The 26,471-nt window shown below is 59.8% G+C and carries 19 protein-coding genes and 5 tRNA genes; 16 read left to right on the top strand and 8 right to left on the bottom strand.

All coding sequences use genetic code 11. From position 1 onward, the window contains the following. The first annotated feature begins 166 nt into the window (after positions 1-166). A complete protein-coding gene (locus JFT86_RS26645; RefSeq protein ID WP_201239085.1) occupies positions 167-1,690 on the top strand; it encodes a nucleobase:cation symporter-2 family protein in 1,524 nt (507 codons plus the stop codon). 171 nt (positions 1,691-1,861) lie between these two features. Here JFT86_RS26645 and JFT86_RS26640 read toward each other — a convergent pair. Then, positions 1,862-1,937, bottom strand: a tRNA-Asn gene (locus JFT86_RS26640). Positions 1,938-2,165: 228 nt separating this feature from the next. Here JFT86_RS26640 and JFT86_RS26635 point away from each other — a divergent pair. Next, positions 2,166-2,396, top strand: coding sequence for a hypothetical protein (locus JFT86_RS26635; RefSeq protein ID WP_047600188.1), 231 nt, complete (start codon positions 2,166-2,168; stop codon positions 2,394-2,396). Here the strand turns inward: JFT86_RS26635 and JFT86_RS26630 are convergent. Both JFT86_RS26630 and JFT86_RS26625 read right to left on the bottom strand, forming a co-directional pair. After that, positions 2,393-2,593, bottom strand: coding sequence for a hypothetical protein (locus tag JFT86_RS26630; protein ID WP_053118898.1), 201 nt, complete (start codon positions 2,591-2,593; stop codon positions 2,393-2,395). The two genes, JFT86_RS26635 and JFT86_RS26630, sit on opposite strands and share 4 nt — an antisense overlap. Before the next feature lie 225 nt (positions 2,594-2,818). Further along, the gene (locus JFT86_RS26625) at positions 2,819-4,015 is read right to left on the bottom strand and encodes an amino acid aminotransferase (RefSeq protein WP_201239084.1); all 1,197 of its coding nucleotides are present in this window, start codon (positions 4,013-4,015) and stop codon (positions 2,819-2,821) included. A 336-nt stretch (positions 4,016-4,351) separates the two neighbouring features. On the opposite strand from JFT86_RS26625, the gene uvrB reads away from it, so the two are divergent. Beyond that, on the top strand, positions 4,352-6,367 hold the full coding sequence (uvrB, locus tag JFT86_RS26620) for an excinuclease ABC subunit UvrB (protein ID WP_007913411.1): 2,016 nt from the start codon (positions 4,352-4,354) through the stop codon (positions 6,365-6,367). Between the two features lie 109 nt (positions 6,368-6,476). On the opposite strand, the gene JFT86_RS26615 is transcribed toward uvrB, so the two are convergent. Then, complete coding sequence (locus tag JFT86_RS26615; RefSeq protein ID WP_201239185.1) at positions 6,477-7,967, bottom strand: MDR family MFS transporter; 1,491 nt, start codon at positions 7,965-7,967, stop codon at positions 6,477-6,479. A gap of 49 nt (positions 7,968-8,016) precedes the next feature. Next, complete coding sequence (locus tag JFT86_RS26610) at positions 8,017-9,066, bottom strand: HlyD family secretion protein (protein ID WP_201239083.1); 1,050 nt, start codon at positions 9,064-9,066, stop codon at positions 8,017-8,019. Between the two features lie 228 nt (positions 9,067-9,294). Between JFT86_RS26610 and gltX the strand changes: the two genes are divergently transcribed. The 12 genes from gltX (at position 9,295) to JFT86_RS26550 (ending at position 18,888) form a co-directional block, all read left to right on the top strand. Next, the gene (gene gltX / locus JFT86_RS26605; RefSeq protein WP_007913414.1) at positions 9,295-10,776 is read left to right on the top strand and encodes a glutamate--tRNA ligase; all 1,482 of its coding nucleotides are present in this window, start codon (positions 9,295-9,297) and stop codon (positions 10,774-10,776) included. A gap of 252 nt (positions 10,777-11,028) precedes the next feature. Next, positions 11,029-11,104, top strand: a tRNA-Ala gene (locus JFT86_RS26600). A gap of 79 nt (positions 11,105-11,183) precedes the next feature. Next, positions 11,184-11,259: transfer RNA gene (locus tag JFT86_RS26595), tRNA-Glu, on the top strand. 53 nt (positions 11,260-11,312) lie between these two features. After that, positions 11,313-11,388: transfer RNA gene (locus JFT86_RS26590), tRNA-Ala, on the top strand. Positions 11,389-11,468: 80 nt separating this feature from the next. Continuing rightward, positions 11,469-11,544, top strand: a tRNA-Glu gene (locus tag JFT86_RS26585). A gap of 182 nt (positions 11,545-11,726) precedes the next feature. Then, complete coding sequence (locus tag JFT86_RS26580) at positions 11,727-12,266, top strand: TetR/AcrR family transcriptional regulator (RefSeq protein WP_201239082.1); 540 nt, start codon at positions 11,727-11,729, stop codon at positions 12,264-12,266. A gap of 30 nt (positions 12,267-12,296) precedes the next feature. Further along, positions 12,297-13,130 carry an alpha/beta hydrolase gene (locus JFT86_RS26575; protein ID WP_201239081.1) on the top strand — a complete coding sequence of 278 codons (834 nt, stop codon included), beginning with the start codon at positions 12,297-12,299 and terminating at the stop codon, positions 13,128-13,130. A 45-nt stretch (positions 13,131-13,175) separates the two neighbouring features. Beyond that, the gene (locus tag JFT86_RS26570) at positions 13,176-13,625 is read left to right on the top strand and encodes a thioesterase family protein (protein ID WP_201239080.1); all 450 of its coding nucleotides are present in this window, start codon (positions 13,176-13,178) and stop codon (positions 13,623-13,625) included. 160 nt (positions 13,626-13,785) lie between these two features. After that, entirely contained in the window at positions 13,786-14,745 is a 960-nt protein-coding gene (locus tag JFT86_RS26565; protein ID WP_201239079.1) for a tRNA-dihydrouridine synthase, read from the top strand. A 121-nt stretch (positions 14,746-14,866) separates the two neighbouring features. After that, complete coding sequence (locus tag JFT86_RS26560) at positions 14,867-15,313, top strand: Hsp20 family protein (RefSeq protein WP_166219861.1); 447 nt, start codon at positions 14,867-14,869, stop codon at positions 15,311-15,313. Between the two features lie 186 nt (positions 15,314-15,499). Then, positions 15,500-16,195, top strand: a complete 696-nt coding sequence (locus tag JFT86_RS26555) for a DUF1266 domain-containing protein (RefSeq protein WP_201239078.1) — start codon at positions 15,500-15,502, stop codon at positions 16,193-16,195. Further along, on the top strand, positions 16,192-18,888 hold the full coding sequence (locus JFT86_RS26550) for a DUF805 domain-containing protein (protein ID WP_201239077.1): 2,697 nt from the start codon (positions 16,192-16,194) through the stop codon (positions 18,886-18,888). Before JFT86_RS26555 ends, JFT86_RS26550 begins: the two co-directional genes overlap by 4 nt. On the opposite strand, the gene JFT86_RS26545 is transcribed toward JFT86_RS26550, so the two are convergent. The 3 genes from JFT86_RS26545 to JFT86_RS26535 all read right to left on the bottom strand — a co-directional run bounded on the left by JFT86_RS26545 (position 18,885) and on the right by JFT86_RS26535 (position 24,898). Next, complete coding sequence (locus JFT86_RS26545; RefSeq protein ID WP_201239076.1) at positions 18,885-20,576, bottom strand: molecular chaperone HscC; 1,692 nt, start codon at positions 20,574-20,576, stop codon at positions 18,885-18,887. The genes JFT86_RS26550 and JFT86_RS26545 overlap by 4 nt on opposite strands. An 84-nt stretch (positions 20,577-20,660) precedes the next feature. Further along, a complete protein-coding gene (locus tag JFT86_RS26540; RefSeq protein WP_201239075.1) occupies positions 20,661-23,939 on the bottom strand; it encodes a PAS domain S-box protein in 3,279 nt (1,092 codons plus the stop codon). Positions 23,940-24,007: 68 nt separating this feature from the next. Continuing rightward, entirely contained in the window at positions 24,008-24,898 is an 891-nt protein-coding gene (locus JFT86_RS26535; protein ID WP_201239074.1) for a LysR family transcriptional regulator, read from the bottom strand. A 140-nt stretch (positions 24,899-25,038) separates the two neighbouring features. On the opposite strand from JFT86_RS26535, the gene leuC reads away from it, so the two are divergent. After that, on the top strand, positions 25,039-26,469 hold the full coding sequence (gene leuC, locus JFT86_RS26530) for a 3-isopropylmalate dehydratase large subunit (RefSeq protein ID WP_201239073.1): 1,431 nt from the start codon (positions 25,039-25,041) through the stop codon (positions 26,467-26,469). Positions 26,470-26,471 lie beyond the last annotated feature (2 nt).

The following is a 26,471-nucleotide window of genomic DNA, read 5'->3' as shown; positions in this document are numbered from 1 at the left end:
AGAGAGGGATGTGTTGCCGGATTTGTGGGCGATGGAAGCACCGGGGTAGAAGGTTGGGTGGCTACCTATCCATTATGTGACTGATAAGTTGTATACAACTCTATGGACATTTGTCCCGAGTATTGAATACAGTGTGCGCATAACAAAAACCAGGGAACCCCCCACCATGAAAACGCCCCATGTTTCACACCAACGGCCCGAGGACGAGAATCTCGGGGTCGGCGCGAATATGGCTTACGGCCTGCAACATGTTCTGACCATGTATGGCGGTATCGTCGCGGTGCCACTGATCATCGGTCAGGCTGCCGGGCTGTCGCCGGCTGACATTGGTTTGTTGATTGCTGCTTCATTGTTTGCGGGGGGGCTGGCGACGTTGCTGCAAACCCTGGGTCTACCGTTTTTTGGCTGTCAGTTGCCGCTGGTACAGGGTGTGTCGTTCGCCGGCGTTGCGACCATGGTCGCGATCGTCAGCAGTGGCGGGGAGGGTGGCTTCCAGTCGGTGCTGGGCGCGGTGATGGCGGCCTCATTGATCGGTTTACTGATTACCCCGGTGTTCTCGAAAATCACCAAGTTCTTCCCTCCCTTGGTCACTGGCATTGTGATCACTACCATTGGCCTGACGTTGATGCCGGTGGCCGCTCGCTGGGCCATGGGCGGCAATAGCCATGCGCCGGACTTTGGCAGCATGCAAAATATCGGGCTGGCGGCGGTGACCTTGTTGCTGGTGCTGGTGCTGAGCAAGATCGGCAGTTCAACCATCTCGCGTCTGTCGATCCTGTTGGCGATGGTGATCGGCACGCTCATCGCGGTGGTGTTTGGCATGGCCGACTTCTCCGGTGTCACTCAGGGGCCAATGTTCGGCTTCCCGACGCCGTTCCACTTCGGTATGCCGACCTTCCACATCGCCGCCATCCTGTCGATGTGCATCGTGATCATGGTAACGCTGGTGGAAACGTCGGCAGACATTCTGGCGGTCGGTGAAATCATTGGCACCAAGGTCGATTCCAAACGTCTGGGCAACGGTCTGCGTGCGGACATGCTGTCGAGTCTGTTTGCACCGATTCTCGGTTCGTTCACGCAGAGCGCCTTCGCCCAGAACGTCGGGCTGGTGGCGGTTACCGGGATCAAGAGCCGTTATGTGGTGGCCACGGGCGGTATCTTTCTGGTGATTCTCGGTCTGCTGCCGTTCATGGGCCGGGTGATCGCGGCAGTGCCGACGTCGGTACTCGGCGGCGCCGGTATCGTGCTGTTCGGCACTGTGGCGGCAAGCGGGATTCGCACGTTGTCGAAGGTTGATTACCGCAACAACGTCAATCTGATCATCGTCGCCACCTCGATCGGCTTCGGCATGATCCCGATTGCGGCGCCGAACTTCTACGATCACTTCCCGAGCTGGTTCGCGACCATTTTCCATTCGGGCATCAGTTCGTCGGCGATCATGGCGATCCTGTTGAACCTGGCGTTCAACCACTTCACCACCGGTAACTCGGATCAGCAGTCGGTGTTTGCCGCAGCGGATGAGCGCACCCTGCGCTTCCGTGACTTGGCGGCATTGCGCGAAGGTGATTACTTCAGCGAAGGTAAACTGCGTGACTGCGATGGCAATGAAGTGCCGGTGATCGAACCTGATGATCACGACCACGGGCATGGCGCGCCGAAGGCGCAGGTGAAAAGCAGCGAGCATGTCTGACCGCTGCAGATGAATAGAAAAGGGCCGACCTGTTAAACAGATCGGCCCTTTTTCATTTCGAGATCAAAAGAGCGCAGCCTTCGGCAACTCCTACAGGGATCGGTGTTCTGTGATCTTTTCAAGCGCCCACAAAAAAGCCCCTGAATCTTTCGATTCAGGGGCTTTGCTATTTGGCTCCACAACCTGGACTCGAACCAGGGACCCAATGATTAACAGTCATTTGCTCTACCAACTGAGCTATTGCGGAATTGGTGCGTATGTTACTGATTCAAAAAGAGAAGTCAAGCATCGGTTATGAAAATAAGTGATTCTGCGGGACGGGCGGTGGTTTATCCGCGATTGGCGGTTACCAGAACCGCATCAGAGGTCTACCATGGCTGCCCGGAAGTGGTCACACGCGCTGCCGGCCATTCGCCGAAAAGGTACGCGCCATGAATCACTCAATCTGTAAATATCGCAACAGCGCGGTGCTCGCATGAGCATCGCGCAGATCAGCCTGCCCAAAGGCGTCGGCCCACACGCCGAAAAACTCTTCGATGCAATCACTCAGGCCAGCACGGCTGAAGAGCTGAACCGCGCGGGCGGCAAAGCTGAAGGGTTTGTTCTCGGTCTTGAAAGCACCAAGGCAATCAAGAGTCAGATCGCCGAATCGCTCTACGTCGCTTATGACGATGCCGCCAGTCAGCGAGCGAGCGAACTGGCTTAGCTGCCGAAGGTGATGGTGCCCAGCATCAGTTTGGCGTAGGCCGCAGTCGCCGCCAGTTGCACCAGCCACAGAACCAGTCCCCCCAGGAAGACGCCAGCGGCAACTTGCAGCACCAGACTTTTTTCACGTTTGGCCGAAGCGCGGGGGATGAAATCATCCAGGTCGTCACGGTCGGCGCGCAGGTTGTCGTTTTTCATTTGGTTTCTCACAAAACTCTCGGATTAACACAAAACCCTGTAGGAGTGAGCCTGCTCGCGATAGCGTCCTGTCAGCCGAAGCATGATTGCTTGACACACCGCTATCGCGAGCAGGCTCACTCCTACAATGGGATTTGTGTGCAGTTTAGAGGGAATGTTGCATTTCCTCGGACAAATAAAAAACGGGAAGCCCTCAGGCTTCCCGTTTTTCATCACGCAGCGAAATCAGATGACCTGAACGATCGCGTCTGTCACAGCCTTGATGTTGCTCTGGTTCAGCGCAGCCACGCAGATACGGCCGGTGTCCAGCGCGTAGATGCCGAACTCGTTGCGCAGGCGATGCACCTGTTCAGTGGTCAGGCCGGAGTAGGAGAACATGCCACGCTGACGACCGACGAAGCTGAAGTCGCGGCCCGGTGCTTTCTCTGCCAGCAGGTTGACCATTTGCTCACGCATGCCGCGAATGCGCAGACGCATTTCCGCCAGCTCGGCTTCCCATTGTGCGCGCAGTTCCGGGCTGTTCAGCACAGCGGCGACGATGCTTGCGCCGTGGGTCGGCGGGTTGGAGTAGTTGGTGCGGATCACTCGTTTGACCTGCGACAGCACGCGTGCGCTTTCTTCTTTCGACTCGCTGATGATCGACAGGGCGCCAACGCGCTCGCCGTACAGCGAGAACGACTTGGAGAACGAGCTCGAAACGAAGAAAGTCAGGCCCGATTCAGCGAATAGGCGCACAGCAGCGGCGTCTTCGTCGATGCCGTCGCCGAAACCCTGGTAAGCCATATCGAGGAACGGCACGTGACCTTTGGCCTTGACCGCTTCCAGCACGTTGTTCCAGTCCGCCGGGCTCAGGTCGACGCCGGTCGGGTTGTGGCAGCAAGCGTGGAGGACAACGATCGAGCCGTTCGGCAGGGCGTTGAGGTCTTCGAGCAGGCCGGCACGGTTCACATCGTGGGTGGCGGCGTCGTAGTAGCGGTAGTTCTGCACCGGGAAACCGGCAGTTTCGAACAGCGCGCGGTGGTTTTCCCAGCTCGGGTCGCTGATCGCTACAACGGCGTTCGGCAGCAGTTGCTTGAGGAAGTCGGCACCGATTTTCAGTGCGCCGGTCCCGCCGACGGCCTGAGTGGTGATGACGCGACCAGCGCTGATCAACGGCGAGTCGTTACCGAACAGCAGCTTTTGCACCGCCTGATCGTAGGCGGCGATGCCGTCGATCGGCAGATAGCCACGGGAAGCGTGCTGAGCAGCGCGAACGGTTTCAGCTTCGATCACGGCGCGCAGCAGGGGAATTCGCCCCTCTTCGTTGCAGTAAACACCCACGCCCAGGTTGACCTTGTCGGTCCGGGTATCGGCGTTGAATGCTTCGTTGAGGCCCAGGATTGGATCGCGGGGTGCCATTTCGACAGCGGAGAACAGGCTCATTATTACGGCGGCTCTGAATGGAGAGTGGAGGGACGTGTCGCGCTCCAGCCGATTGCACTAGAGCGGTGCACAAACGGGGAGCTAGTATAGAGGCCATCACTGAGCAATGGCGACAGGCGATTGGGCTTTCAGGCCAAGTTTTTCCGATTATTTCTCGACCGTTAGTCGCTTGGCCGTGTCAGAGTCTTTACCTGATGCAGGACGTTTGCCTTGAAAGGACAGGCAATCGCCACCACATTGAGCACAATCCAGGTTTTTTCTTGCGCGACATCGGTCGTTTGCGGTCGTCCCCGTGGTGCTCCGCTCTGCTCGGAGCCCCGCGATCCAGAGGTGTATATGTCCGAATTCCAGCTCGTCACCCGCTTCGAACCCGCCGGCGATCAACCGGAAGCCATTCGCCAATTGGTGGAAGGCATCGAAGCCGGGCTGGCGCACCAGACGCTGCTCGGTGTGACCGGTTCGGGCAAGACCTTCAGCATCGCCAATGTCATCTCGCAGATACAGCGCCCGACACTGGTACTGGCACCGAACAAGACCCTGGCCGCGCAGCTGTATGGCGAGTTCAAGGCGTTCTTCCCGAACAACGCCGTCGAATACTTCGTTTCCTACTACGACTACTACCAGCCCGAAGCTTATGTGCCGTCGTCCGACACCTTCATCGAGAAGGACGCGTCGATCAATGACCACATCGAGCAGATGCGGCTGTCGGCGACCAAAGCGCTGCTTGAGCGCAAGGACGCGATCATCGTCACCACGGTGTCGTGCATCTACGGTCTGGGCAGCCCGGAAACCTATTTGAAGATGGTGTTGCACGTCGATCGCGGGGACAAACTCGATCAGCGTGCGCTGTTGCGGCGTCTGGCCGACCTGCAATACACCCGCAACGACATGGATTTTGCCCGCGCAACGTTCCGCGTACGTGGCGATGTGATCGATATCTACCCGGCGGAATCCGATCTGGAAGCGATCCGCATCGAACTGTTCGATGACGAAGTCGAGAGCATTTCCGCGTTTGACCCGCTGACCGGCGAAGTCATCCGCAAGATGCCGCGTTTCACCTTCTACCCGAAGAGCCACTATGTGACGCCCCGGGAAACCCTGCTCGACGCCATCGAACACATCAAAGTCGAGCTGCAGGAACGCCTCGAATACCTGCGCAGCAACAACAAACTGGTGGAAGCCCAGCGTCTGGAGCAGCGCACCCGTTTCGACCTGGAGATGATTCTCGAACTGGGCTACTGCAACGGCATCGAAAACTACTCGCGCTACCTGTCCGGGCGCCCGGCCGGTGCGGCGCCGCCCACCCTTTACGATTACCTGCCGGCCGATGCCTTGCTGGTGATCGACGAATCCCACGTCAGCGTGCCGCAAGTCGGCGCGATGTATAAAGGCGACCGTTCGCGTAAAGAGACGCTGGTCGAATACGGCTTCCGTCTGCCCTCGGCGCTGGACAACCGGCCAATGCGTTTCGACGAGTGGGAAGGGGTCAGCCCGCAGACCATTTTCGTTTCGGCGACACCGGGTAACTACGAAGCCGAACATGCCGGGCGCGTGGTCGAGCAAGTGGTACGGCCGACCGGTCTGGTCGACCCGCAGGTTGAAGTGCGGCCGGCGCTGACTCAGGTCGACGATTTGCTCTCGGAAATCAGCAAGCGTGTGGCAGTCGAGGAGCGCGTGCTGGTGACCACGCTGACCAAGCGCATGGCCGAAGACCTTACCGATTACCTCGCCGACCACGGCGTGCGCGTGCGTTATCTGCACTCGGACATCGACACCGTCGAGCGGGTCGAGATCATCCGCGACCTGCGCCTCGGCACGTTCGACGTGCTGGTGGGGATCAACCTGTTGCGCGAAGGTCTGGACATGCCGGAAGTGTCGCTGGTGGCGATTCTCGACGCGGACAAGGAAGGTTTCCTGCGTTCCGAGCGTTCGCTGATTCAGACCATTGGCCGCGCCGCGCGGAACCTCAATGGCCGGGCGATTCTGTATGCCGACCGCATGACCGGTTCGATGGAGCGGGCGATTGGCGAGACCGAGCGTCGGCGCGACAAGCAGATCGCCTTTAACCTCGAGAACGGCATCACCCCGAGAGGGGTGATCAAGGACGTCGCCGACATCATGGAAGGCGCCACCGTGCCGGGCTCGCGCAGCAAGAAGCGCAAAGGCATGGCCAAAGCCGCTGAGGAAAACGCCAAGTACGAAGCCGAACTGCGTTCGCCGAGCGAGATCACCAAGCGTATTCGCGCGCTGGAAGAGAAGATGTATCAGTTGGCGCGGGATCTGGAGTTTGAAGCGGCGGCGCAGATGCGTGATGAAATTGCCAAATTGCGCGAGCGCCTTCTGGCTGTTTGATTTGCGCCGGCTGGCCGGGCCTCATCGCGAGCAGGCTCACTCCTACAAGGTTCTGTGGCGTTCACAAATCCTGTAGGAGTGAGCCTGCTCGCGATTGAGGCGACGCGGTCTAATGAGACTCCCCAGCCTTCAGCCCCTGCGGTAATTTCTTGGTCAACAGAATCGCCAACATGCTGATCCCCAGCGCAATCCCGACAAAATGAAACGCATCGTTGTAGGCCATGATCGCCGCCTGCTGATGGACGATCTCGCTCATCTTGCCCAGCGCCGCCGTGTCGCTGCCAAAGCGGTCGGTCATCGACGCCAGTCGCTCGGCCACCTGCGGGTTGGTCGGTACAATCGCCTCACGCAAATAATCGAAATAGGTCTTGGTCCGCGCATCCAGTAATGTCGCCAGCAGAGCGATGCCAATGGCGCCGCCGAGGTTGCGCAGGATGTTGAACAGGCTCGACGCCGAACCGGCGTCCTGCGGCAGGATGTACGCCGTGGCGATCAGCGAGATGGTCACCATGATCAATGGCTGCCCCAGAGCGCGAATGATCTGGATCTGATTGAACTGCGGCCCGGCGAAATCCGGGTTGAGCACCCCTGAAGAAAAACTCGCCAAACCGAACAGGCCAAAACCGATCGTGCACAACCATTTCGGCGAGACGAACTTCATCAGTTTCGGCACCAGCGGAATCAGAAACAGCTGCGGCACGCCCATCCACATGATCACTTCACCGATCTGCAGGGCGTTGTAGTTCTGGATCTGCGCCAGATACAGCGGCAACAGATAGATCGAGCCGTACAACCCGACGCCCATGCCCAGGCTGGAAATACTCGACAGGCCGAAGTTGCGATTGCGCAGGATGCCGAGGTTGATCAGCGGGTTGGGTTTGGAGATCTGCACAATGACAAAGGTGATCAGGCTCACCAGCGCAATACTGCCCAGCATCACGATCAGGTTCGATTCCAGCCAGTCCTTGCGATGACCTTCTTCGAGAAAAACCTGCAAGCAGCCGAGGCCAATCCCTAGCGTGAGAATGCCGGTGTAATCGGTGCTTTTCAGCAGTTCCCAATGCGCTTCCTTCTTCTCCAATCCATACATCAGCCCGGCGATCATGATCAGGCCCGGCGGGATGTTGATGTAGAAGATATATTCCCAGCCCCAGTTTTCCGTGAGCCAGCCGCCCAGCGTCGGGCCGATGGACGGGGCGAACGTCGCAGTCATGGCGAACATCGCCATGCCTTTGGCGCGGTGATGTTCGGGAAGTTTGATCAGGGTCAGGGTGAAGGCCAGCGGGATCAGCGCGCCGCCGGTAAAGCCCTGCATGGCGCGGAAGACGATCATGCTCTCAAGGCTCCAGGCCATCGAGCACAGCAGCGATGACACCAGAAAACCCAGCGACACCCACACCGCCAGCCGCCGCGCCGAGAGCAACTGCACCAGCCAGGCAGTCAGCGGGATCATGATGATTTCCGCAACCAGATAAGAGGTGGAAATCCACGAGCCTTCTTCCAGCGTCGCAGACAGTGCGCCTTGAATGTCCTTGAGCGAAGAGTTGGTGATCTGGATGTCGAGCACCGCCATAAAGGCGCCGAGCATCACGCTCATCACCGCAATCCAGTCCCGCCGGGTCGGTTCGCCGACGGGGCGGATCAGCGAATCACCGGCCATCGTCTGGGGCGTCTTTAATGTTCACGGTGGCGGTGACCGACATGCCCGGACGGATTTTGCCGTGCAGCGGGTTATCAGCCTTGAAGGTCAGCTTCACCGGAATCCGTTGTACGACCTTGGTGAAGTTGCCGGTGGCGTTGTCCGGCGGCAACAGACTGAACTGCGCGCCGGAAGCGGCGAACAGGCTGTCGACCCGGGCTTCGATCGGCGTGTCGCCATAGGCATCAAAGGTCAGCTCGGCTTTCTGCCCGGGTTGCATGTGGCCGATCTGGGTTTCCTTGAAGTTGGCCTGCACCCAGATGTCTTCGTCCGGGACGATCGACAGCAGATAGGCGCCGGCCTGGACTACCTGGCCATTGCGCGCGGCGCGCTGGCCGACGAGGCCACTGATCGGCGCGTGGATTTCGCTGCGCGTGAGGTTGAGTTCGGCTTGCGCAAGGTCGGCGCGGGCGTTGGCGATCTGCGCGTCGAGGCGTTTGATTTCGGCGCTCAGGGCATTGACCTGTTGGCGCTGACCCTGCGCGTCGGCCTGGGCCTTGGCCACTTGCGAGCGGGCAATGTGGGCGTCAGCGGAGAGGGTGGTCACCCTTTCTTCCGAAACGTAACCGGGTTTGCGCAGTGTTTCTGCTCGCGACAAGTCCATCTGCGAACGGCCAAGCGTCGCTTGCGTGGTCGCCACTTGCGCATCGCTGGCGGCAATCAGGCTCGATTGTTGGGTGAGTTTGCTCTGCGCTTGCAGGCGCTCGGCTTCGCGGGTGGCGAGGGCCGCGTTGGCGCGATCCACGGCCAGACGGAAGTCATTGGGCTCCAGGCGCACCAGCAACTGGCCTTTTTCCACATGCTGGTTGTCCTGCACCAGCACTTCGTCAATGCGTGCGCTCAGTTGGCTCGACACACGGGTGATTTCGCCCTGGACATAGGCGTTGTCAGTGCTTTCATAAAAGCGTCCCTTGAAAAACCAATGGGCGAAGAAGCCCCCGGCGATCAACAGGACCAGCAGCAGGAAAATAAACAGGCGACGCTTGAGTTGGGCAGGCATGGGCAAACTGTAGTCGAGGAATTGTAAGGAAAGTTATCAGCAGGTGAATCTGGCATACAGCCGATAAACGGTAAATGCCATCTGTTGATATTCGGCCATTCACCACGGTCTATGGGCGTTCCAGCCGCAAACTTGGCTTAAATGCCCTGCCCGCTGGAGCGGGGCGGGTGTCGCCTGTTACCATTCGCCGCTTGATTGTTTTGCTTTTCATTCTTTTCGAGACATGCCATGACCACCGTCCGCACTCGCATCGCGCCATCGCCTACCGGGGACCCCCACGTAGGTACCGCTTACATCGCATTGTTCAACTACTGCTTTGCCAAGCAGCATGGCGGTGAGTTCATCCTGCGCATCGAAGACACCGACCAGTTGCGTTCGACCCGCGAGTCCGAACAGCAGATCTTCGACGCCCTGCGCTGGCTCGGTATCGACTGGAGCGAAGGCCCGGACGTTGGTGGCCCGCACGGCCCGTATCGCCAGAGCGAGCGTGGCGACATCTACCAGAAATACTGCCAGCAACTGGTCGACATGGGCCACGCGTTCCCATGCTTCTGCACCGCTGAAGAACTCGATCAGATGCGCGCCGAGCAAATGGCTCGCGGCGAAACCCCACGCTACGATGGCCGCGCGCTGCTGCTGTCGAAAGAAGAAGTCGCGGCCCGTCTGGCTGCCGGCGAACCGCATGTGATTCGCATGAAAGTGCCGAGCGAAGGCGTCTGCGTGGTGCCAGACATGCTCCGTGGTGACGTCGAGATCCCGTGGGATCGCATGGACATGCAAGTGTTGATGAAGACCGACGGCCTGCCGACGTACTTCCTCGCCAACGTGGTCGACGACCACCTGATGGGCATCACCCACGTACTGCGCGGCGAAGAGTGGCTGCCATCGGCACCGAAGCTGATCCTGCTTTACGAATACTTCGGCTGGGAACAACCTGAGCTGTGCTACATGCCGCTGCTGCGTAACCCGGACAAAAGCAAACTGTCCAAGCGCAAAAACCCGACCTCGGTGACCTTCTACGAGCGCATGGGCTTCATGCCGGAAGCGATGCTCAACTACCTCGGCCGCATGGGCTGGTCGATGCCGGACGAGCGCGAGAAGTTCTCGCTGCAGGAAATGGTCGACAACTTCGACCTCAAGCGTGTGTCCCTCGGCGGGCCGATCTTCGACATCGAAAAACTGTCGTGGCTCAACGGCCAATGGCTGCGTGACCTGCCAGTGGAAGAGTTCGCCGCACGCGTGCAGAAGTGGGCATTCAACTCCGAATACATGATGAAGATCGCGCCGCACGTTCAGGGCCGCGTTGAAACCTTCAGCCAGGTTGCTCCGCTGGGCGGCTTCTTCTTTGCCGGTGGCGTCAATCCGGATGCCAAACTGTTCGAATCGAAAAAGCTTTCGGGCGATCAGGTTCGCCAGTTGATGCAACTGATTCTGTGGAAGCTGGAAAGCCTGCGTCAGTGGGAAAAGGACAACATCACCGCGACGATTCAGGCGGTGGTCGAATCCCTCGAGCTGAAGCTGCGTGATGCCATGCCGCTGATGTTTGCCGCGATTACCGGTCAAGCCAGTTCGGTGTCGGTGCTCGACGCGATGGAAATCCTCGGGCCGGACCTGACCCGTTATCGCCTGCGTCAGGCGATTGACCTGCTGGGCGGCGTGTCGAAGAAAGAAAACAAAGAGTGGGAAAAGCTGCTGGGCGCTATCGCCTGATTGCTTTCCTTGTAGGAGCTGCCGAAGGCTGCGATCTCTTGATCTTGTTTTCAAAAGACAACGTCAAAAGATCGCAGCCTGCGGCAGCTCCTACAGGGGCGCGCTGTATCCCGAGTGCCGGATTTTCGGGAGGAGGGCGGTAAGTGATTGTTATGCCGACGAAAAATTTTGAAATTTTTCAAAAATAAGTTTGACAGGCTTTCGATACGCCCTTAAGATTCGCCCCGTCCTCAGCGATGACATCAACGATGAGGGGCTATAGCTCAGCTGGGAGAGCGCTTGCATGGCATGCAAGAGGTCGACGGTTCGATCCCGTCTAGCTCCACCAATTTACACTTCGAAGCCTGGCCACACCGGCTTCGAAGCGATCAACACTCAGCGTTGATCAGTTGTATAGAAGGGTTTGCGTCCCCTTCGTCTAGTGGCCTAGGACACCGCCCTTTCACGGCGGTAACAGGGGTTCGAGTCCCCTAGGGGACGCCAGTTTTACAGAAGCGATGTTGCAAAATGTCGCTCCGCCGCGAGGCGAAAAATCCGGGGCTATAGCTCAGCTGGGAGAGCGCCTGCATGGCATGCAGGAGGTCAGCGGTTCGATCCCGCTTAGCTCCACCAATTTTACAAGTTCAAGGTCTGGCCACACCGGCCTTGAATCGATCAGATCTCAGCACTGATCAGTTGTATAGAAGGTTTGTGTCCCCTTCGTCTAGTGGCCTAGGACACCGCCCTTTCACGGCGGTAACAGGGGTTCGAGTCCCCTAGGGGACGCCACGATTACCCGCTCTGCGGGATTTTATAAGGGTCATTCAATTATTGAATGGCCCTTTTGTTTGTCTGGCGTTTGGCCAAATCTCCTTTTTCCTTACACTGTGCTTCAGACCAGCGGTCATATCCTTGACTTGCAGAATATTATTATGCGAATAATATTCTAGTCGTAATATTCGGAGGCAACGATGAACGATAAAAAAGCTCAAACCCGCGAACGCATCCTCAAGGCTGCCAGCGCTGCGCTGATCCAGCGTGGTCCGGCAGACCCAAGCGTGGGCGAAGTGATGGGCGCGGCCGGCCTGACTGTCGGCGGCTTCTACGCGCACTTCGAAAGCAAGGACGCAATGATGCTCGAAGCGTTCAAGCAGTTACTGGGTCGCCGCCGCGACTTGATCGCCGATATGGATGCCGAACTGACTGGTGAAGAACGCCGTGCGCTGGTCGCTGCGTTCTATCTGTCGCGCAAGCACCGGGATTCCAGCGATGCGGCGTGCCCGATTCCGGCGTCCATCGGTGAGTTGGGTCGCTTGCCGGAGTCGTTCCGTCTGGCTCTCAACGAACACCTGGAATTGATGATTGCGCAGTTGGCGTCCAGCCCTGAGGACACCGACAAAGCCCTGGCCGACGTGGCCTTGATGGTGGGTGGTCTGGCACTCGCAAGAGCGCTTGGCCCTGGAGATTTGTCTGATCGATTGCTGCGCGCAGCCAAGTCGGCGGTGCGTTGACCTGAAGGCAACACGCCTGAGGAGAGAGCGATGAACACGTTGAAGTGGATTCGTGGCGTTAATGGCACCTTGGGCTGGATTGCACCGAAACAGGTAGCAAGCAAAATGCGTCTGGCGTTCATGACGCCGCGCGCCTTGCCTCTGCGGGATTGGGAATTGCCGTTGCTGGCCAATTCCGAACGGATCACGTTGCGCTTTGGTTTATCGGCGCTGCGCTGGGGGCAAGGCCCGACCGTGCTGCTGATGCACGGTTGGGAAGGGCGACCCACGCAGTTCGCTTCGTTGATCACGGCATTGGTCGACGCTGGCTACACCGTCGTCGCACTCGACGGTCCGGCCCACGGCAGCTCGCCGGGACGTGAGGCCAATGTCGTCCTGTTCGCCCGAGCCATGCTTGAAGCCGCTGCCGAACTGCCGCCATTGCAAGCCGTCATCGGCCACTCCATGGGCGGCGCCAGTGCGATGCTCGCGGTGCAATTGGGCCTGCGCACCGAAACCCTCGTCAGCATTGCCGCTCCTGCCCGCATTCTTGGCGTGTTGCGCGGTTTTGCGCGCTACGTGGGGATGCCGCCGAGAGCGCGTTCAGCGTTCATTCGTCAGGTCGAGCGGGACGTCGGCATGCGCGCCGCGACCCTTGACGTCGCTCACTATCAACTGGATATGCCTGGCCTGATCGTGCACGCCGAGGACGACAACTTTGTCTCGGTCAAAGAATCGCAACTGATCCACGAATCCTGGTTTGACAGCCGTTTGCTGCGCCTCGAAAGCGGTGGTCACCAGCGCGTCCTGGCTGACCCCCGAGTGATTGATGGCGTGTTATCACTGCTGGCGGGCCGTAGCCTTCAGGCGCGCCAATCGGCGTGAGCTCCGTTACACTGCCCCGGTTGAATAATTGACCGGGAGTGGGGCATGGGCTGGGATCGGGCAACGCCGTTTACCATTGATCTGCAAGTGGGCGCCGAGGACATCGACGGGCTGGGCCACGCGAACAACGCGGTCTACGTGACCTGGCTCGAACGCTGCGCCTGGCGGCATTCGCAGCGTCTGGGGCTGGATCTGGTCGAGTACCGGCGTCTGGATCGGGCGATGGCGGTGGTGCGCCACGAAATCGATTATCTGGCTGCTGCCTATGAAGGCGACGAGCTGCAGTTGGCGACCTGGATCGTCGATTGGGACCAGCGCCTGAAAATGACCCGGCATTTCCAGCTCAAGCGTCCGAGCGACAACGCCACGCTGCTGCGCGCGCAAACCACGTTTGTCTGCATCGAATTGTCCACCGGCAAACCCAAGCGCATGCCGGCCGAATTTATCGAAGGCTACGGTCCCGCGATCCAGCCCTCAGAATCTGCCCAAATTTAAACTGTAGGAGTGAGCCTGCTCGCGATAGCGGTGTGCCAGCCAAAATATGCCTCACTGACACACCGCTATCGCGAGCAGGCTCACTCCTACAAGGGATCTGCGGTTTTTCTCGTAATCCAGTAAACTGCCGCACGTTTTTTCCTCAAGTAGTGTTTTCCCCATGCAAATTGCTCTGGCGCCCATGGAAGGGTTGGTCGACGACATCCTGCGCGACGTGCTGACCCGCGTTGGCGGCATCGATTGGTGCGTGACCGAATTCATCCGGGTCAACGATCAATTGCTCACACCGGCCTACTTCCACAAGTTCGGCCCGGAGCTGCTCAACGGCGCCCGCACCCGATCCGGTGTGCCGCTGCGTGTTCAATTGCTTGGTTCCGACCCGGTGTGCCTGGCGGAAAACGCGGCGCTGGCCTGCGAACTCGGTTCCGAAGTGATCGATCTCAACTTCGGTTGCCCGGCCAAGACTGTGAACAAATCCCGTGGCGGTGCGGTCCTGCTCAAGGAGCCGGAACTGCTCAACCAGATTGTCGAGCACGTGCGTCGTGCCGTACCGGCGCACATTCCCGTCACCGCGAAGATGCGCCTGGGCTTCGACAGCCCGGACGGTTCGCTGGTCTGCGCGACGGCGCTGGCCGAGGGCGGCGCCGAACACATCGTGGTTCACGCACGGACCAAAATGGACGGCTACAAACCGCCGGCGCATTGGGAGTGGATCCCGCGTGTGCAGGACGTGGTCAAGGTACCGGTGTTCGCCAACGGCGATATCTGGAGCGTCGAAGACTGGCGCCGTTGCCGTGAAATCAGCGGCGTCGAAGACATCATGCTCGGTCGCGGGCTGGTCTCACGACCCGATCTGGCCAAACAGATCGCTGCTGCGCGGGCCGGTGAAGAGGTTGTGGAAATGACCTGGGCCGAGCTGCTGCCGCTGATCCAGGACTTCTGGCTACAGGCCAAGGCGCAGATGACCGCCCGCCAATCGCCGGGTCGTCTGAAGCAATGGCTGGCCATGCTGACGCGCAATTATCCGGAAGCCACCGAGCTGTTCACCGTCCTGCGCCGCGAGACGGAACCGGATCAAGTCTCGCGTCTGCTCGGTCTGCCGGTTGCCGAAGCGGCCTGAAAAAAATCTGCAAACAGTCTCTTGAAAACATTTCAGCGGTCCCTATCTAAGGGTTACGCGATGCCGAATTCGGGTCGCGGAGACAGAAAACCTTGCTGATTGTTTTCAGGAGATTTGAACCATGAGTACTGCATTTTCCCTCGCGCCACTGTTCCGTTCCTCGGTAGGTTTCGACCGTTTCAACGACCTGTTCGAAACCGCCTTGCGCAATGAGCCAGGCAGCACCTATCCACCTTACAACGTCGAAAAACACGGTGACGATCAATACCGCATCGTCGTAGCCGCTGCCGGTTTCCAGGAAGAAGACCTGGACCTGCAAGTCGAGAAGGGTGTGCTGACCATCAGTGGCGGCAAACGTGATGCCAATGAAGGTGTGACCTTCCTGCATCAGGGCATCGCCCAGCGTGCTTTCAAGCTGTCCTTCCGCCTGGCCGATCACATCGAGATCAAGGCCGCCGACCTCAGTAACGGTCTGCTGAGCATCGACCTGTTGCGGGTGATCCCGGAAGAAGCGAAAGCCAAACGCATCCCGATCAACGGGACGCAGAAACCGGCTCTGCAGCACTGAGTCACTGGCAGACGAACACACGTCTGAACAGCGACTGAGCTGCAGAACAAAGGCCCCGATACGTCGGGGCCTTTTTTGTGCGCGCAGGAAAACCCGATGCAGTGTTTGCCGCTGCTGTCCCGGCTCTTTACAATCCGCGCAGTTTTGCCGACCCCATTCCTTATCGGTCGGCCTGGAGCCTTTTTCATGGACGAGATTCAACAGCGCTGGCTGTGCGCCCTGTCTGCGCCAATGGCGGCGCTCAATCCTGGAGCCGGGTATGACGATCCGGCGTTCTGCGATGACGACTACATCGATCTGAAAGACAGCTGGGGCATCGACAACCGGCTGCAGTTGTTCGACATGATCGAGCGCATGGCCGACCACGGCCATGCCACGCACCTCGCAGAGGCCTATCTGGCGTGGCAGCGTTGTCTGCCGAGCGAGTGGCGAGCCTTGCTCGACAGTCTGGAGCCCCGCGAGCGCATTCTGCATGAGTTTGCCAGCCGCACTTTTGGCAGCTGTGGCCCGGGTGGCATCTTGTCCTGGGACTACGGGCGGATGGGATTTCTCCTGCGTTGCGCGGTGCGTAACCATTGGATCGATCTGGCCGAGAGCAATTGGCTGCACAGTCGTCTGGCCGTCAGGGCGCAATACCATTACGGCAGTTGGATGGCTTACTTTCATGGCTTCCTGGTCGGCCGCACCTTCTGGTCCTGCCTGAGCAAAAGTGACGATGAGCTGGCGTTTGAACTGGATCGCCAGGGGCAGAGTTCGCACAACCTGCTGATTGCCCGTGGACTCGACCGGAATATCCCGCAGTTCCTCGCTGGCTTGCCCTGGCAGATGGAACTGGATCTGTCGCAACGTCCCGAATCGCTCAAGGAGTTCGACTGGTCATGAGTTGCTGGATTCATCTGGGCATCGAGCCCACTACCGACGAAACCCTGATTCGCGATGCTTACCGGGCCCGCCTGCCGGCGCATCATCCAGAGACCGATCCGCAAGGTTTTCAAGCGCTGCGCATGGCCTACGAAAACGCCCTGCGACTGGCGCGTGATGAAGAGGAAGAAGAGCCAGAGGTGTTCGACGAGCCGGAACCCGCCGTTGTCGAGGTTCCGCAGGCCTTCGTGGATTTTTGCGAGTTACTGGACGACCCCGCGCGGCGCTTCGACTTCAACGCCTGGCAGGCGTTTGTCCGTTCACTCGATCAATTGTCCCTGGAGGCCCTCGAAGACCTCAGTTGGGGTTTGTACCATCGGCTGGCCGACGCTGGACCGTTGTCTTATCGTTGCGCGTATCTGCTCGCCCGGCGAATGGCTTGGGACCAGCAGTTGCTGGATCTGTCGTTTGCTGATGCGCAGTCTGTGGAAGCCTTTCTGCAACGGCTGAAAACGGGCGATCCGTTCGACACGACCCTGATGAACACCTGGCCCGAGGCGGTGCAGATCGAATCGCTGTGGTATGCGCGCAGCCTCGACTTCATCTTCGCCCAGCGTTCGCTCGATGAGTTCGCTGACTTCGCCAGTCAGCACACGTGCCAGGCATTGCCCAACGACGACGCCTACAGCAAACGCCTGTTGACCCAGTTCGTTCAGGCGGGCATCGCCGGACCCGGCCTGTTGCAGATATGTGTCGAACAGCAGGCGGCAAACCCCGACGATGTCGACTGGCTGTACTTGCTGGCCTGCCAGAGCAGTCTGTCGGGGCTGGATGATCAGGCGTTGCCGTGCTGGGTTCGGCTCTGGCAGGAACATCGTCATCCGCAGGCCGAAAGCCATTTGATGGCGTTGTGTGCAGAGCGCCAACCGGACGTGTTGCCCTTACTGATTCAGGCCTTTGATTGTGGATTGCCGTTCACTGCCTGGCCGAGTGATCCGGGCCACGTCAGCCAGCCATATGGCAGCCCCTCACAGCGTCCCGAAACCCTGACACGCTGGTTGGGCATCGGCCGCATCGAGCTGCAAGGATTGGCCAAGGCTTTTGTCGATTGGCGCATGCACGACGATGAGCTGCCGTTGTTGCCTCTGTTGTTTGGCAGTCATGACGACGCCAGATTGCAACGACTGTACCGGCATGCCTGGGCGCTTCATCGCGGTGACGTGCCGTTGTTGCAGCAGATACTCGACGAACCTCTGCCGGTGGATGCTCTCGAGGCGCTGGTGCTGAGTGGGTTCAAGGATCAGGCCGAGCAGCATGTGCGCTGGTTGACGCAAGCGCCGATCCCATTGGCGATGAACGCCTGGGTCCACGCAGGCGCGGATTCGCCACCACTGCCCGACGCCCTGAAAGAAGATCCGCCGCACAGCCTCTGCCGCCTCTGGTTACGCCGCTTGCGCCCGTACAGCTGCGCCGCCCTCGAGCGCATTGGCGAAGACTTCAAGCTGAACGATACGCGCGCCAGCACGGATTTGTCGGAACTGGCGCTGTTGCTACAACTGAGTCAGCGCGATGTCCTGTTGCCGCCGTCGGGGTCAGGAGAGGCGCTGTGGCAATGGCATGCGCAAACCGTTTGGTTGCTGGCCTTGCTCGGGCAACCGGAGCGTTGCTTGTCACTGACCGACGCGGCGCTGCTCGAGCAATTGGCTTTCAGCCCGTCGCACCCACTCAGCCGCTTGCAGCCGCTGTTGCAGCGATTGTTGCGTGAGCAAGGCAACTGCGAGGGTCTGCTCGGCTTCCTGCAAACCGAGGATCCGGTGCATGCGCTGCTCGCACGGGAAATGTGCGGTGTGCAGGAAGCCCTCGACAGCCTGCGCTTGCTGAGTAATGACCGCTTGTTCGAGTGCATGCGCAGCGATCTGAGTGCATTCGACGATGACCTGTTAGGGCGGATGCTCCTGACGGCGGTGCTCTATCACTGCGGATTGTTTGACGCCAAACAGCGGCGCTTCCTGCTCGACAGGATCACCGAAATCGTCAATCCCCAGGATTGGTTCGACGGTTTCCGCCACAGCTTGATCAAGGGCGAGCCGACGCGACCGCCACGTCAGGCGCTGGAGGATGAAGGCGTCAACGACATCGATGGGTTTTACCTGGCGCTGGATGTGCTCAAGGATCTGGTGCAGTACGGCAACGCTGGCGTGCCACGGCAGAAAACCCTGATGCGCCTGCAGCGAGCCAAGGACGATACGCAGAACGGGCTCGGTTCGCGGTTTGCCTTCAGTGCCTTGCTGTCGTGGTCGGAACGGTTGCTGTTGGCCAAGGCTGACACGCGTGCGGCCCCGGCCACCGCGTTCTGGCGCCTGGGCACACGGCTGGGGCGTGAGGCATTTGTCGGGCAGGTGATCGGCATCGTGCTGCTCACGCCGTTGCTGGGATTGTTCAGCGGCTCAATGTTTTCCGCCGGCGTTGTGCTGGTACTGGCGGTGGCGCTGTTGCTCAGCGCCATATTGCGACGCCTGCATGACATGGGCCGAGGTTTGCCGACCTTTCTGATACTCGCGGGTCTGACCCCGGTCCTGCCGTTTCTGCCGTTGGTGCTGTTCGGTTTTCCCGGCGAAAAACTGCCCAACCGCTATGGCGTACCACCGGAGAGTTTCCGTGAAGACCCGTTGTCCGGTGGCTTGCAGGCCGCTTTGCGCCGGCTTATCGGCTAGAGGCGCAATTCATCCAGCGCGTCGTTGAGCTGTGTGCGGTGGCTGGCGATCTCTGCTGATTGCTGGTCACCGAGCACGCGCGTGAAGCTGTACAGCCATTCGGCAATCTGCTCGCGTTCGTCGCCGAGGCTCTGCATCCACGCACGTTCCAGCCGCGCCAGCAACGTGCGGTTGGGCAGGGCATCGCGAGGGTGGACCTTGAGTGTGGCGAGCCGGTCATGACTGTTTTTTCGTGCCTGTTCGTCGAGCCCGGTGGGACTACGGTCGATGCTGTGGCTGTGCCGCGCCCGTGTTTCCAGCAACGTCACGTCAACTTCGAGCAGGCCATTGATGTCGTAACTGAAGCGCACATCCAGTTGCTGGATGTGATCGGTGGGCATCAGTGCGACATCGAAAGCGTCGATGAAAATGTTGTCGCGTACCCACGGCCGTTCGCCTTGATACACCGCAATGCGGATTTTTTCCTGGTGCGGATGCGTCGTGTAATAGCGCTCCACCCGTGACGTCGGAATGACGGTATTGCGCTCGATGATCGGCGAGAAAGCGCCTTCGACGCCTTTGCCGCGCAGGGTCTCGATGCCCAGCGTGTAGGGGCAGACGTCAGTCAGGATCAACTCTTCCACGGCGCCATCGCGTGCCTTGCAGGCCGCTTGTGTCGCCGCTCCGAGCGCGACAATCGTGTCGGGATCAAGATGTCGATAGGGCAGGCGCCCGAACAGCGTGGCGACCAATTGCTGCACCGCCGGCATCCGCGTGGCACCACCGACCAGCACCAGACTGTCGAGGTCGCGTGGATTGAGTCGCGCATCACGCAGGGCTTGTTCGATAGGCGCGCGCAAGCGGCCGAGCAGGGGCTCCCAGATTCTCACCGCTGCGGCTTCATCCAGTGACCATTCGAATGTCTGCCCGGCATGTCGCCAGCTCAGTTGTTGTTTGCTTTCACCCAGTTTGCACTTGAGCTGTTCCAGCGCATCGCCAAGGCTGGCCATGCCTTGCGCGTCGACCATCGACGGCGTCAGTTGCCAGTCGTTGAGGCAGGCCTCCAACAGCGCGGCGGTGAAGTCTTCGCCGCCGAGAAAGTTATCGCCGGTGGATGCATGCACCTCGATCAGCGGCAGCGCGTATTCCAGCACCGTGACGTCGAAGGTGCCGCCGCCCAGATCGAAGATCAGCGTGCGTTCGAGTTTCTGTTCATGCAGCCCATAAGCCATGGCCGCGGCGGTCGGCTCGTTGATCAGGCGCGTGACGGACAGTCCGGCCAGTTCAGCGGCAAACATGGTGCGTTTACGTTGCTCGTCACTGAAGTACGCCGGTACGGAAATCACCGCTTCCGAGACGGGGTGGCCAAGAAAGGCTTCGGCGTCCTGCTTGAGTGAGCCGAGCACCAGCGCCGACAGTTCTTCAGGGCTGAACGGGCGACTGCCGAGTTCGACTTGTTTGTCGCTGCCCATGAACCGCTTGAAGGCAGCGGCGGTGCGGTCCGGGTGCGTGGTCAGTCTTGCGCGGGCAGCCTTGCCCACCAGAATCGTGTCGTCTTCATCGAGGCTGACCACCGAGGGAGTCAGCACATCGCCGAGGGCGTTGGGAATCAAACGCGCCTGACCGTCCTGCCAGACGGCGATCAAGCTGTTGGTGGTGCCAAGGTCGATGCCCAGCAGGGCTGGGCGGGGAAGGGTTGCATCCTGCATGACTGATCTCGAAACGGCGCAAAAAACGCGACCCTACAGGTTGCCGCCAACCCTGGCAATTGCGCCTCTGTTGCAAGTTGCGCGTCACGGCAGCAGCTTTTTCAGACCCTCCAGCGGTAATGGGCGGCTGTGCAGATAGCCCTGATACAAGTGGCAACCCAGACCTTGCAGGAAGGCCAACTGCTCCGGGGTTTCCACGCCTTCGGCAATCACTTCGAGTTCGAGGCTGCGGGCCATGGCGACAATTGCGCGGATGATCTCCGCGTCGTTCGGGTCGGTGGTCGCGTCGCGGATAAACGACTGGTCGATTTTCAGCGTGTCCACCGGCAAGCGCTTGAGGTAGGTCAGCGATGAATAACCTGTACCGAAATCGTCCATGGCGAAACTCACGCCGAGTTTTTTCAGGCGGCGCATCTTGTTGATGGTGTCTTCCAGATTCTGAATGACGATGCCTTCGGTGATTTCCAGTTTGAGTAGCGAGCAGGGCAGGCCGTGGCTGGTCATGCTGCGTTCGATGCGTTCGACGAAGTCGTTCTGGCGGAACTGTCGCGGACTGATGTTTACGCAGAGGCTGAAGTCGAAAGGGTCGATCAGGTCGGCGGCGATCAGTTGTTTGAAGGCCTCACAGGCTTCGTCGAGGATCCAGGTGCCCACTTCCAGAATCAGGCCGCTGTCCTCCAGTACCTTAATGAATTCAGTCGGCGATTGTGCGCCGAGTTCCGGGTGATTCCAGCGCACCAGGGCCTCGGCGCCAATGATGCGATTGCCCCGTGCGTCGACCTGTGGCTGGAAGTGCACTTTGAATTCGCCGCGAGACAGGGCCAGGCGCAAATCGGTTTCCATGCGCAGCCGCTCGCTGGCCGCTTTCTGCATGGTGTTGTGGTACATCTGCGTGGTGTTGCGCCCGGAATCCTTGGCCCGATACAGGGCGATGTCGGCACGCTTGAGCAGGTCGGTCGGGGTCGAGCCGTGATCGGGGATCAGCGCCACGCCGATGCTCGGCGTCACTTGCAGGCGTTGACCGTCGAGGAACATCGGCTCCGAGAGCAATTCACGGATGGTGTCGGCCAGTTCGCGCACCTGGACGCTGACTTCGTTGCGCGAGCCTTCCAGGCCGCTGAGCAACACCACGAATTCATCGCCGCCCAGCCGCGCCACCGTGTCTTCCATGCGCACACTGGCTTCGAGCCGTGCGGTGATGATCTTCAGCACCGTGTCGCCAACCGGGTGGCCCAGCGAATCGTTGATGTGTTTGAAATGGTCGAGATCGAGAAACAGCAGTGCACCGCGCAGGTTGTGGCGCTTGAGCAGGGCGATCTGCTGGCTCAGGCGATCCATCAGCAACGCGCGGTTGGGCAGGTTGGTCAGCGGATCGTGGTAAGCCAGATGGCGAATTTGCGCTTCGGCGTTTTTCAGCAGGCTGACGTCGCGGGCGGTCAGCAGTAGGCACGCCGTTTCATTCAGGGTGATCGGCTCTACCGAAACTTCCACCGTCAGCAATTCCCCGCGTTTGTTGCGCCCGAGCATTTCCTGATGGTGCACGCGGCCCTTGATCTGCAATTCAGCGAGCAGTGCCGAACGTTGTTTTTCCTCGGCCCAGATGCCGACCTGATACACGGTTTTGCCGACCACCTCATCGGCGCGATAACCTGTGAGGCGACAGAAGCCGTCGTTGACCTCCAGATAGCGTCCGGTATCGCGTTCGGTGATGGTGATCGCGTCAGGGCTTGAGTGAAACGCCTTGGCGAATTTCTCTTCACTGGCCTTCAGCGCCGCTTCCGAGCGTTGCTGCTGGGTGATGTCGCGCAGGGTGGTGACGATGCAAGGCTGATTGCCGACGCTGATCTGCCGGCTGGAAATCACGCAGGTCAGCGACTGGCCATCCTTGTGCTGGACGATGATCGCGACATTGCTCAGGCCTTGTTCGCGGATCACCCGTTCGATGCGTTGCAGGCTTTTCGCCGAAGCGTCCCACAGGCCGATGTCTTCGGCGGTGCGGCCGATCACGTCGGCGGCGCTCCAGCCGAAAGTCTGGGTGAAGCTTGAGTTGATTTCGATGAACTCGCCGCTGTCCTGCCGTGTGACGCAGATCGGGTCGGGGCTGACCTGGAACAGCGTGGCAAATTTCTCCTCGGACGCCACCAGTCGCTGTTCGCGTTCGACCTGATCGGTGATGTCCAGCAGCGTGCCGGCCATGCGCAGTGGCGCGCCGTTGTCGTCGCGATAGAGGCGCGCGCGGCTTTCCAGATAGCGTGAGCTGCCGTCCGGCAGTTGCACGCGATACGTCAGCTGATAATTGCCCGCCGGGCCTTCGCGCAGGCTGCGATAGGCGTCGCGCATGCTGTCGCGCTCTTCGCCGGGCACGCCTTCGAAAAACTCGTCGAAGGATTCATGGAACGGTTTCGGTTCCAGCCCGTGCAACTGCGCGGCGCGTGCCGAACCGTAGAGCATGCCACTGGGGATATGCCAGTCCCAGGTGCCCAGCTGCGCCGAATCCAGCGCCAGATCGAGGCGTTCCTGGCTGTCTTTCAGGGCGTGTTCGGCGGCTTTGCGCTCAGTGGTGTCGAGGAAAGTGCTGAGCAGATACGGCTGGCCTTCGAGTTCAACCTTTTGCGCGCTGAGAATGCCGTCATGAATCTGCCCGTTGCTGGCGCGAAACTGCACTTCCATGCTGATCAGTTCGCCCTTGGCCTTGGTCTTCCTGACCAGTTCGGCGCGTTGCTCGGGGTGCACCCACAGGCCCAGTTCCAGGGTAGTGTGGCCAATCGCGCTCTGCACCGGCCAGCCGAACAGGCTTTCGAAATACTGGTTGGCCTCGCTGATCAGGCCGTCTTCCTGGCGAGTGAGCAAGACCATGTTCGGGCACAGGTGAAACAGCGTGGCGAAACGTTTCTCCGAGCTGCTCAAGGCCTGTTCGCGTTGACGCTGGTGGGTGATTTCGCGAATCACCCCGATCATTCGGGGGCGGCCGTTTTTATCCGGGAGCAGGCTGCCATTGATCTCCAGCCAATGCAGGCTGCCGTCGGGCCAGCGGATGCGGTGATGCATCGCCTGTTCCAGCGGCGCGCCGGCAATCACCGCATGGAAGGCACGGACGGTTTTTGCGCGGTCTTCCGGCGGCAGCAAATCGAGGTATTCGAGATCTTCCGGCAGCGGCTGGCGTGGATCGAAGCCGAATAATGCCTGGGTGCCCCGTGACCAGCTGATCTGCCCGCGCTCGATGTCCCAGTACCAGGCGCCGAGCCGGGCACCGTTGAGCGCGGCGAGCAATTGCGGCGCGCTCTCCCAGCTCTGCTCGGAACGTCGCGGGTCAATGGCTTGAATGCGCGGCATCGGCGGAATTCGGTCAACAGATTTCGGCATCGTTAACAGGCCTTGAGCGGTGGTGGCATTTAGGCACAGGGACAGCGGCTCTATAGGAGTAGCACAAGTTAGCCCAGAGTCCCTGGCAGATCGATTTGAGCATCCAGCAAGGCCATAAACGCTCTTGCCGCATTCGATAGCGTCCGTTCGGTGTGCACGATATAGCCTAGCTGGCGACTGAGCTGTATGCCCGGCAATGCGATGCTTGCCACCTGATCATCGAGCATGGTGCGCGGCAACACGCTCCAGGCCAGGCCAATGGAGACCATCATCTTGATGGTTTCCAGATAGTTGGTGCTCATGGCGATGTTCGGCGTCAGTCCCTGGGCCTCGAACAAGCGTTGGACAATATGGTGTGTAAATGTGTTGCCGCCGGGGAAAACCGCCGGATGACCGGCAATGTCCGCCAGACTGACGGCACCATTGCTGATCAGCGAATGCTCGGGAGCGACGACGAAATCCAGTGGGTCGTCCCACACCGGCGTGGCTTTGACCAGCGTGTGCGGCTCCGGCGCGAGGGTAATCACCGCCAGCTCCGCTCGGCCGTGGAGAATCTCCTCGTAGGCCACTTCCGAATCGAGGAACTGAATATCCAGCGCGACTTGTGGATAGCGGCGGGTGAACTCCCTTAACAACGGCGGCAAACGGTGCAGGCCAATGTGGTGACTGGTCGCCAGCGTCAGCCGGCCGCTGACTTCACCGGTCAGATTGGTCAGCGCCCGGCGGGTGTCGTCCAGCACATTGAGAATCTGATAAGCCCGCGGCAGCAGGGCGCGGCCGGCCTCGGTCAGGCCGACTTCACGGCCCAGACGATCGAACAGTCGCACCTTCAGTTGTTGCTCCAGTCCGGCGATGCGTTTGCTGATTGCCGGTTGCGTCAGGTGCAGTCTTTCGCCGGCGCCGGAGAAGCTGCCCGTCTCGGCAATCGCGATAAAAGCGTTGAGGTTGGCCAGATCCATGTTCGTATTCCAGTTGGTTATCCAAAGCATAAAAAATATGAATTTGAGTTATTTAATCTAACCCCATAGGATCGGCCTCACAAGCCAAAGGGTTATTGATAAGCCCAGGGCATAGAAACAAGCTGATGAGGAACCGTCTGATGGCCGGCAAAACGCTCTACGACAAGCTCTGGGATTCGCATTTGGTCAAGCAGCGCGACGATGGCTCTGCGCTGATCTACATCGATCGTCACATCATTCACGAAGTGACCTCGCCGCAAGCCTTCGAAGGCCTGCGTCTGGCCGGTCGCAAGCCTTGGCGCATCGATGCCAACATCGCGACCCCGGACCACAACGTACCGACCACGCCAGAGCGCAAGGGCGGCATCGAAGCCATTGCCGACCAGGTCTCGCGTTTGCAGGTTCAGACCCTCGATGACAACTGTGATGAATACGGCATCGTCGAATTCAAGATGAACGACATCCGCCAGGGCATCGTCCACGTGATCAGTCCGGAGCAGGGTGCAACCTTGCCGGGCATGACCGTGGTCTGCGGCGACTCGCACACCTCGACCCACGGCGCATTCGGCGCTCTGGCGCACGGTATCGGCACTTCCGAGGTCGAGCATGTGCTCGCCACCCAGTGCCTGGTCGCCAAGAAAATGAAAAACATGCTGGTGCGCGTTGAAGGGCAATTGCCGTTCGGCGTGACCGCCAAGGACATCGTCCTCGCGGTGATCGGCAAAATTGGCACCGCCGGCGGTAACGGCCATGCCATCGAATTCGCCGGCAGCGCGATCCGCGACTTGTCCGTCGAAGGCCGCATGACCATCTGCAACATGTCCATCGAAGCCGGCGCCCGTGTTGGCCTGGTGGCAGCGGATCAGAAGACTGTCGACTATGTGAAGGGTCGTCCGTTCGCACCGAAAGGCGCGGAGTGGGACATGGCCGTCGAGGCCTGGAAAGACCTGGTCTCCGACGCTGATGCCAAGTTCGACACCGTCGTCGAACTCGACGCCGCACAGATCAAGCCGCAAGTCAGCTGGGGCACTTCGCCGGAAATGGTGTTGGCCGTTGATCAGAACGTGCCGGACCCGGCCAAAGAGATGGATCTGGTCAAACGCGACTCGATCGTTCGCGCCTTGAAATACATGGGTTTGACCGCTAATCAGGCGATCACCGATATTCAGTTGGATCGCGTGTTCATCGGTTCCTGCACCAACTCGCGAATCGAAGATTTGCGCGCTGCGGCAGTCATCGCCAAGGGCCGCAAAGTCGCTTCGACCATCAAGCAAGCGATCGTTGTGCCGGGCTCGGGTCTGGTGAAGGCGCAGGCGGAAGCCGAAGGCCTCGACAAGATTTTCCTCGAAGCCGGTTTCGAATGGCGTGAGCCGGGTTGCTCGATGTGCCTGGCGATGAACCCGGACCGTTTGGAGTCCGGCGAGCATTGCGCCTCGACCTCCAATCGTAACTTCGAAGGCCGTCAGGGCGCCGGTGGCCGTACCCACCTCGTCAGCCCGGCCATGGCTGCTGCGGCAGCGGTGAATGGTCGTTTCATCGACGTCCGTGAATTGATCCAAGGAGCACAGTAAAG

This window comes from Pseudomonas sp. TH06, assembly GCF_016651305.1.
In the GTDB taxonomy this organism is placed as follows: Bacteria; Pseudomonadota; Gammaproteobacteria; order Pseudomonadales; family Pseudomonadaceae; genus Aquipseudomonas.
Note: the sequence above shows the minus strand (reverse complement) of the source record. Positions and strands in the feature narration are given on the sequence as shown.

Excerpts from the sequence above, each read along its gene's own strand:
- JFT86_RS26645 (WP_201239085.1), top strand. The coding sequence starts at position 167 with ATGAAAACGCCCCATGTTTCACACCAACGGCCCGAGGACGAGAATCTC.
- JFT86_RS26635 (WP_047600188.1), top strand. The coding sequence starts at position 2,166 with ATGAGCATCGCGCAGATCAGCCTGCCCAAAGGCGTCGGCCCACACGCC.
- JFT86_RS26630 (WP_053118898.1), bottom strand. The coding sequence starts at position 2,593 with ATGAAAAACGACAACCTGCGCGCCGACCGTGACGACCTGGATGATTTC.
- JFT86_RS26625 (WP_201239084.1), bottom strand. The coding sequence starts at position 4,015 with ATGAGCCTGTTCTCCGCTGTCGAAATGGCACCCCGCGATCCAATCCTG.
- uvrB (WP_007913411.1), top strand. The coding sequence starts at position 4,352 with ATGTCCGAATTCCAGCTCGTCACCCGCTTCGAACCCGCCGGCGATCAA.
- JFT86_RS26610 (WP_201239083.1), bottom strand. The coding sequence starts at position 9,066 with ATGCCTGCCCAACTCAAGCGTCGCCTGTTTATTTTCCTGCTGCTGGTC.
- gltX (WP_007913414.1), top strand. The coding sequence starts at position 9,295 with ATGACCACCGTCCGCACTCGCATCGCGCCATCGCCTACCGGGGACCCC.
- JFT86_RS26580 (WP_201239082.1), top strand. The coding sequence starts at position 11,727 with ATGAACGATAAAAAAGCTCAAACCCGCGAACGCATCCTCAAGGCTGCC.
- JFT86_RS26575 (WP_201239081.1), top strand. The coding sequence starts at position 12,297 with ATGAACACGTTGAAGTGGATTCGTGGCGTTAATGGCACCTTGGGCTGG.
- JFT86_RS26570 (WP_201239080.1), top strand. The coding sequence starts at position 13,176 with ATGGGCTGGGATCGGGCAACGCCGTTTACCATTGATCTGCAAGTGGGC.
- JFT86_RS26565 (WP_201239079.1), top strand. The coding sequence starts at position 13,786 with ATGCAAATTGCTCTGGCGCCCATGGAAGGGTTGGTCGACGACATCCTG.
- JFT86_RS26560 (WP_166219861.1), top strand. The coding sequence starts at position 14,867 with ATGAGTACTGCATTTTCCCTCGCGCCACTGTTCCGTTCCTCGGTAGGT.
- JFT86_RS26555 (WP_201239078.1), top strand. The coding sequence starts at position 15,500 with ATGGACGAGATTCAACAGCGCTGGCTGTGCGCCCTGTCTGCGCCAATG.
- JFT86_RS26550 (WP_201239077.1), top strand. The coding sequence starts at position 16,192 with ATGAGTTGCTGGATTCATCTGGGCATCGAGCCCACTACCGACGAAACC.
- JFT86_RS26545 (WP_201239076.1), bottom strand. The coding sequence starts at position 20,576 with ATGCAGGATGCAACCCTTCCCCGCCCAGCCCTGCTGGGCATCGACCTT.
- JFT86_RS26540 (WP_201239075.1), bottom strand. The coding sequence starts at position 23,939 with ATGCCGAAATCTGTTGACCGAATTCCGCCGATGCCGCGCATTCAAGCC.
- JFT86_RS26535 (WP_201239074.1), bottom strand. The coding sequence starts at position 24,898 with ATGGATCTGGCCAACCTCAACGCTTTTATCGCGATTGCCGAGACGGGC.
- leuC (WP_201239073.1), top strand. The coding sequence starts at position 25,039 with ATGGCCGGCAAAACGCTCTACGACAAGCTCTGGGATTCGCATTTGGTC.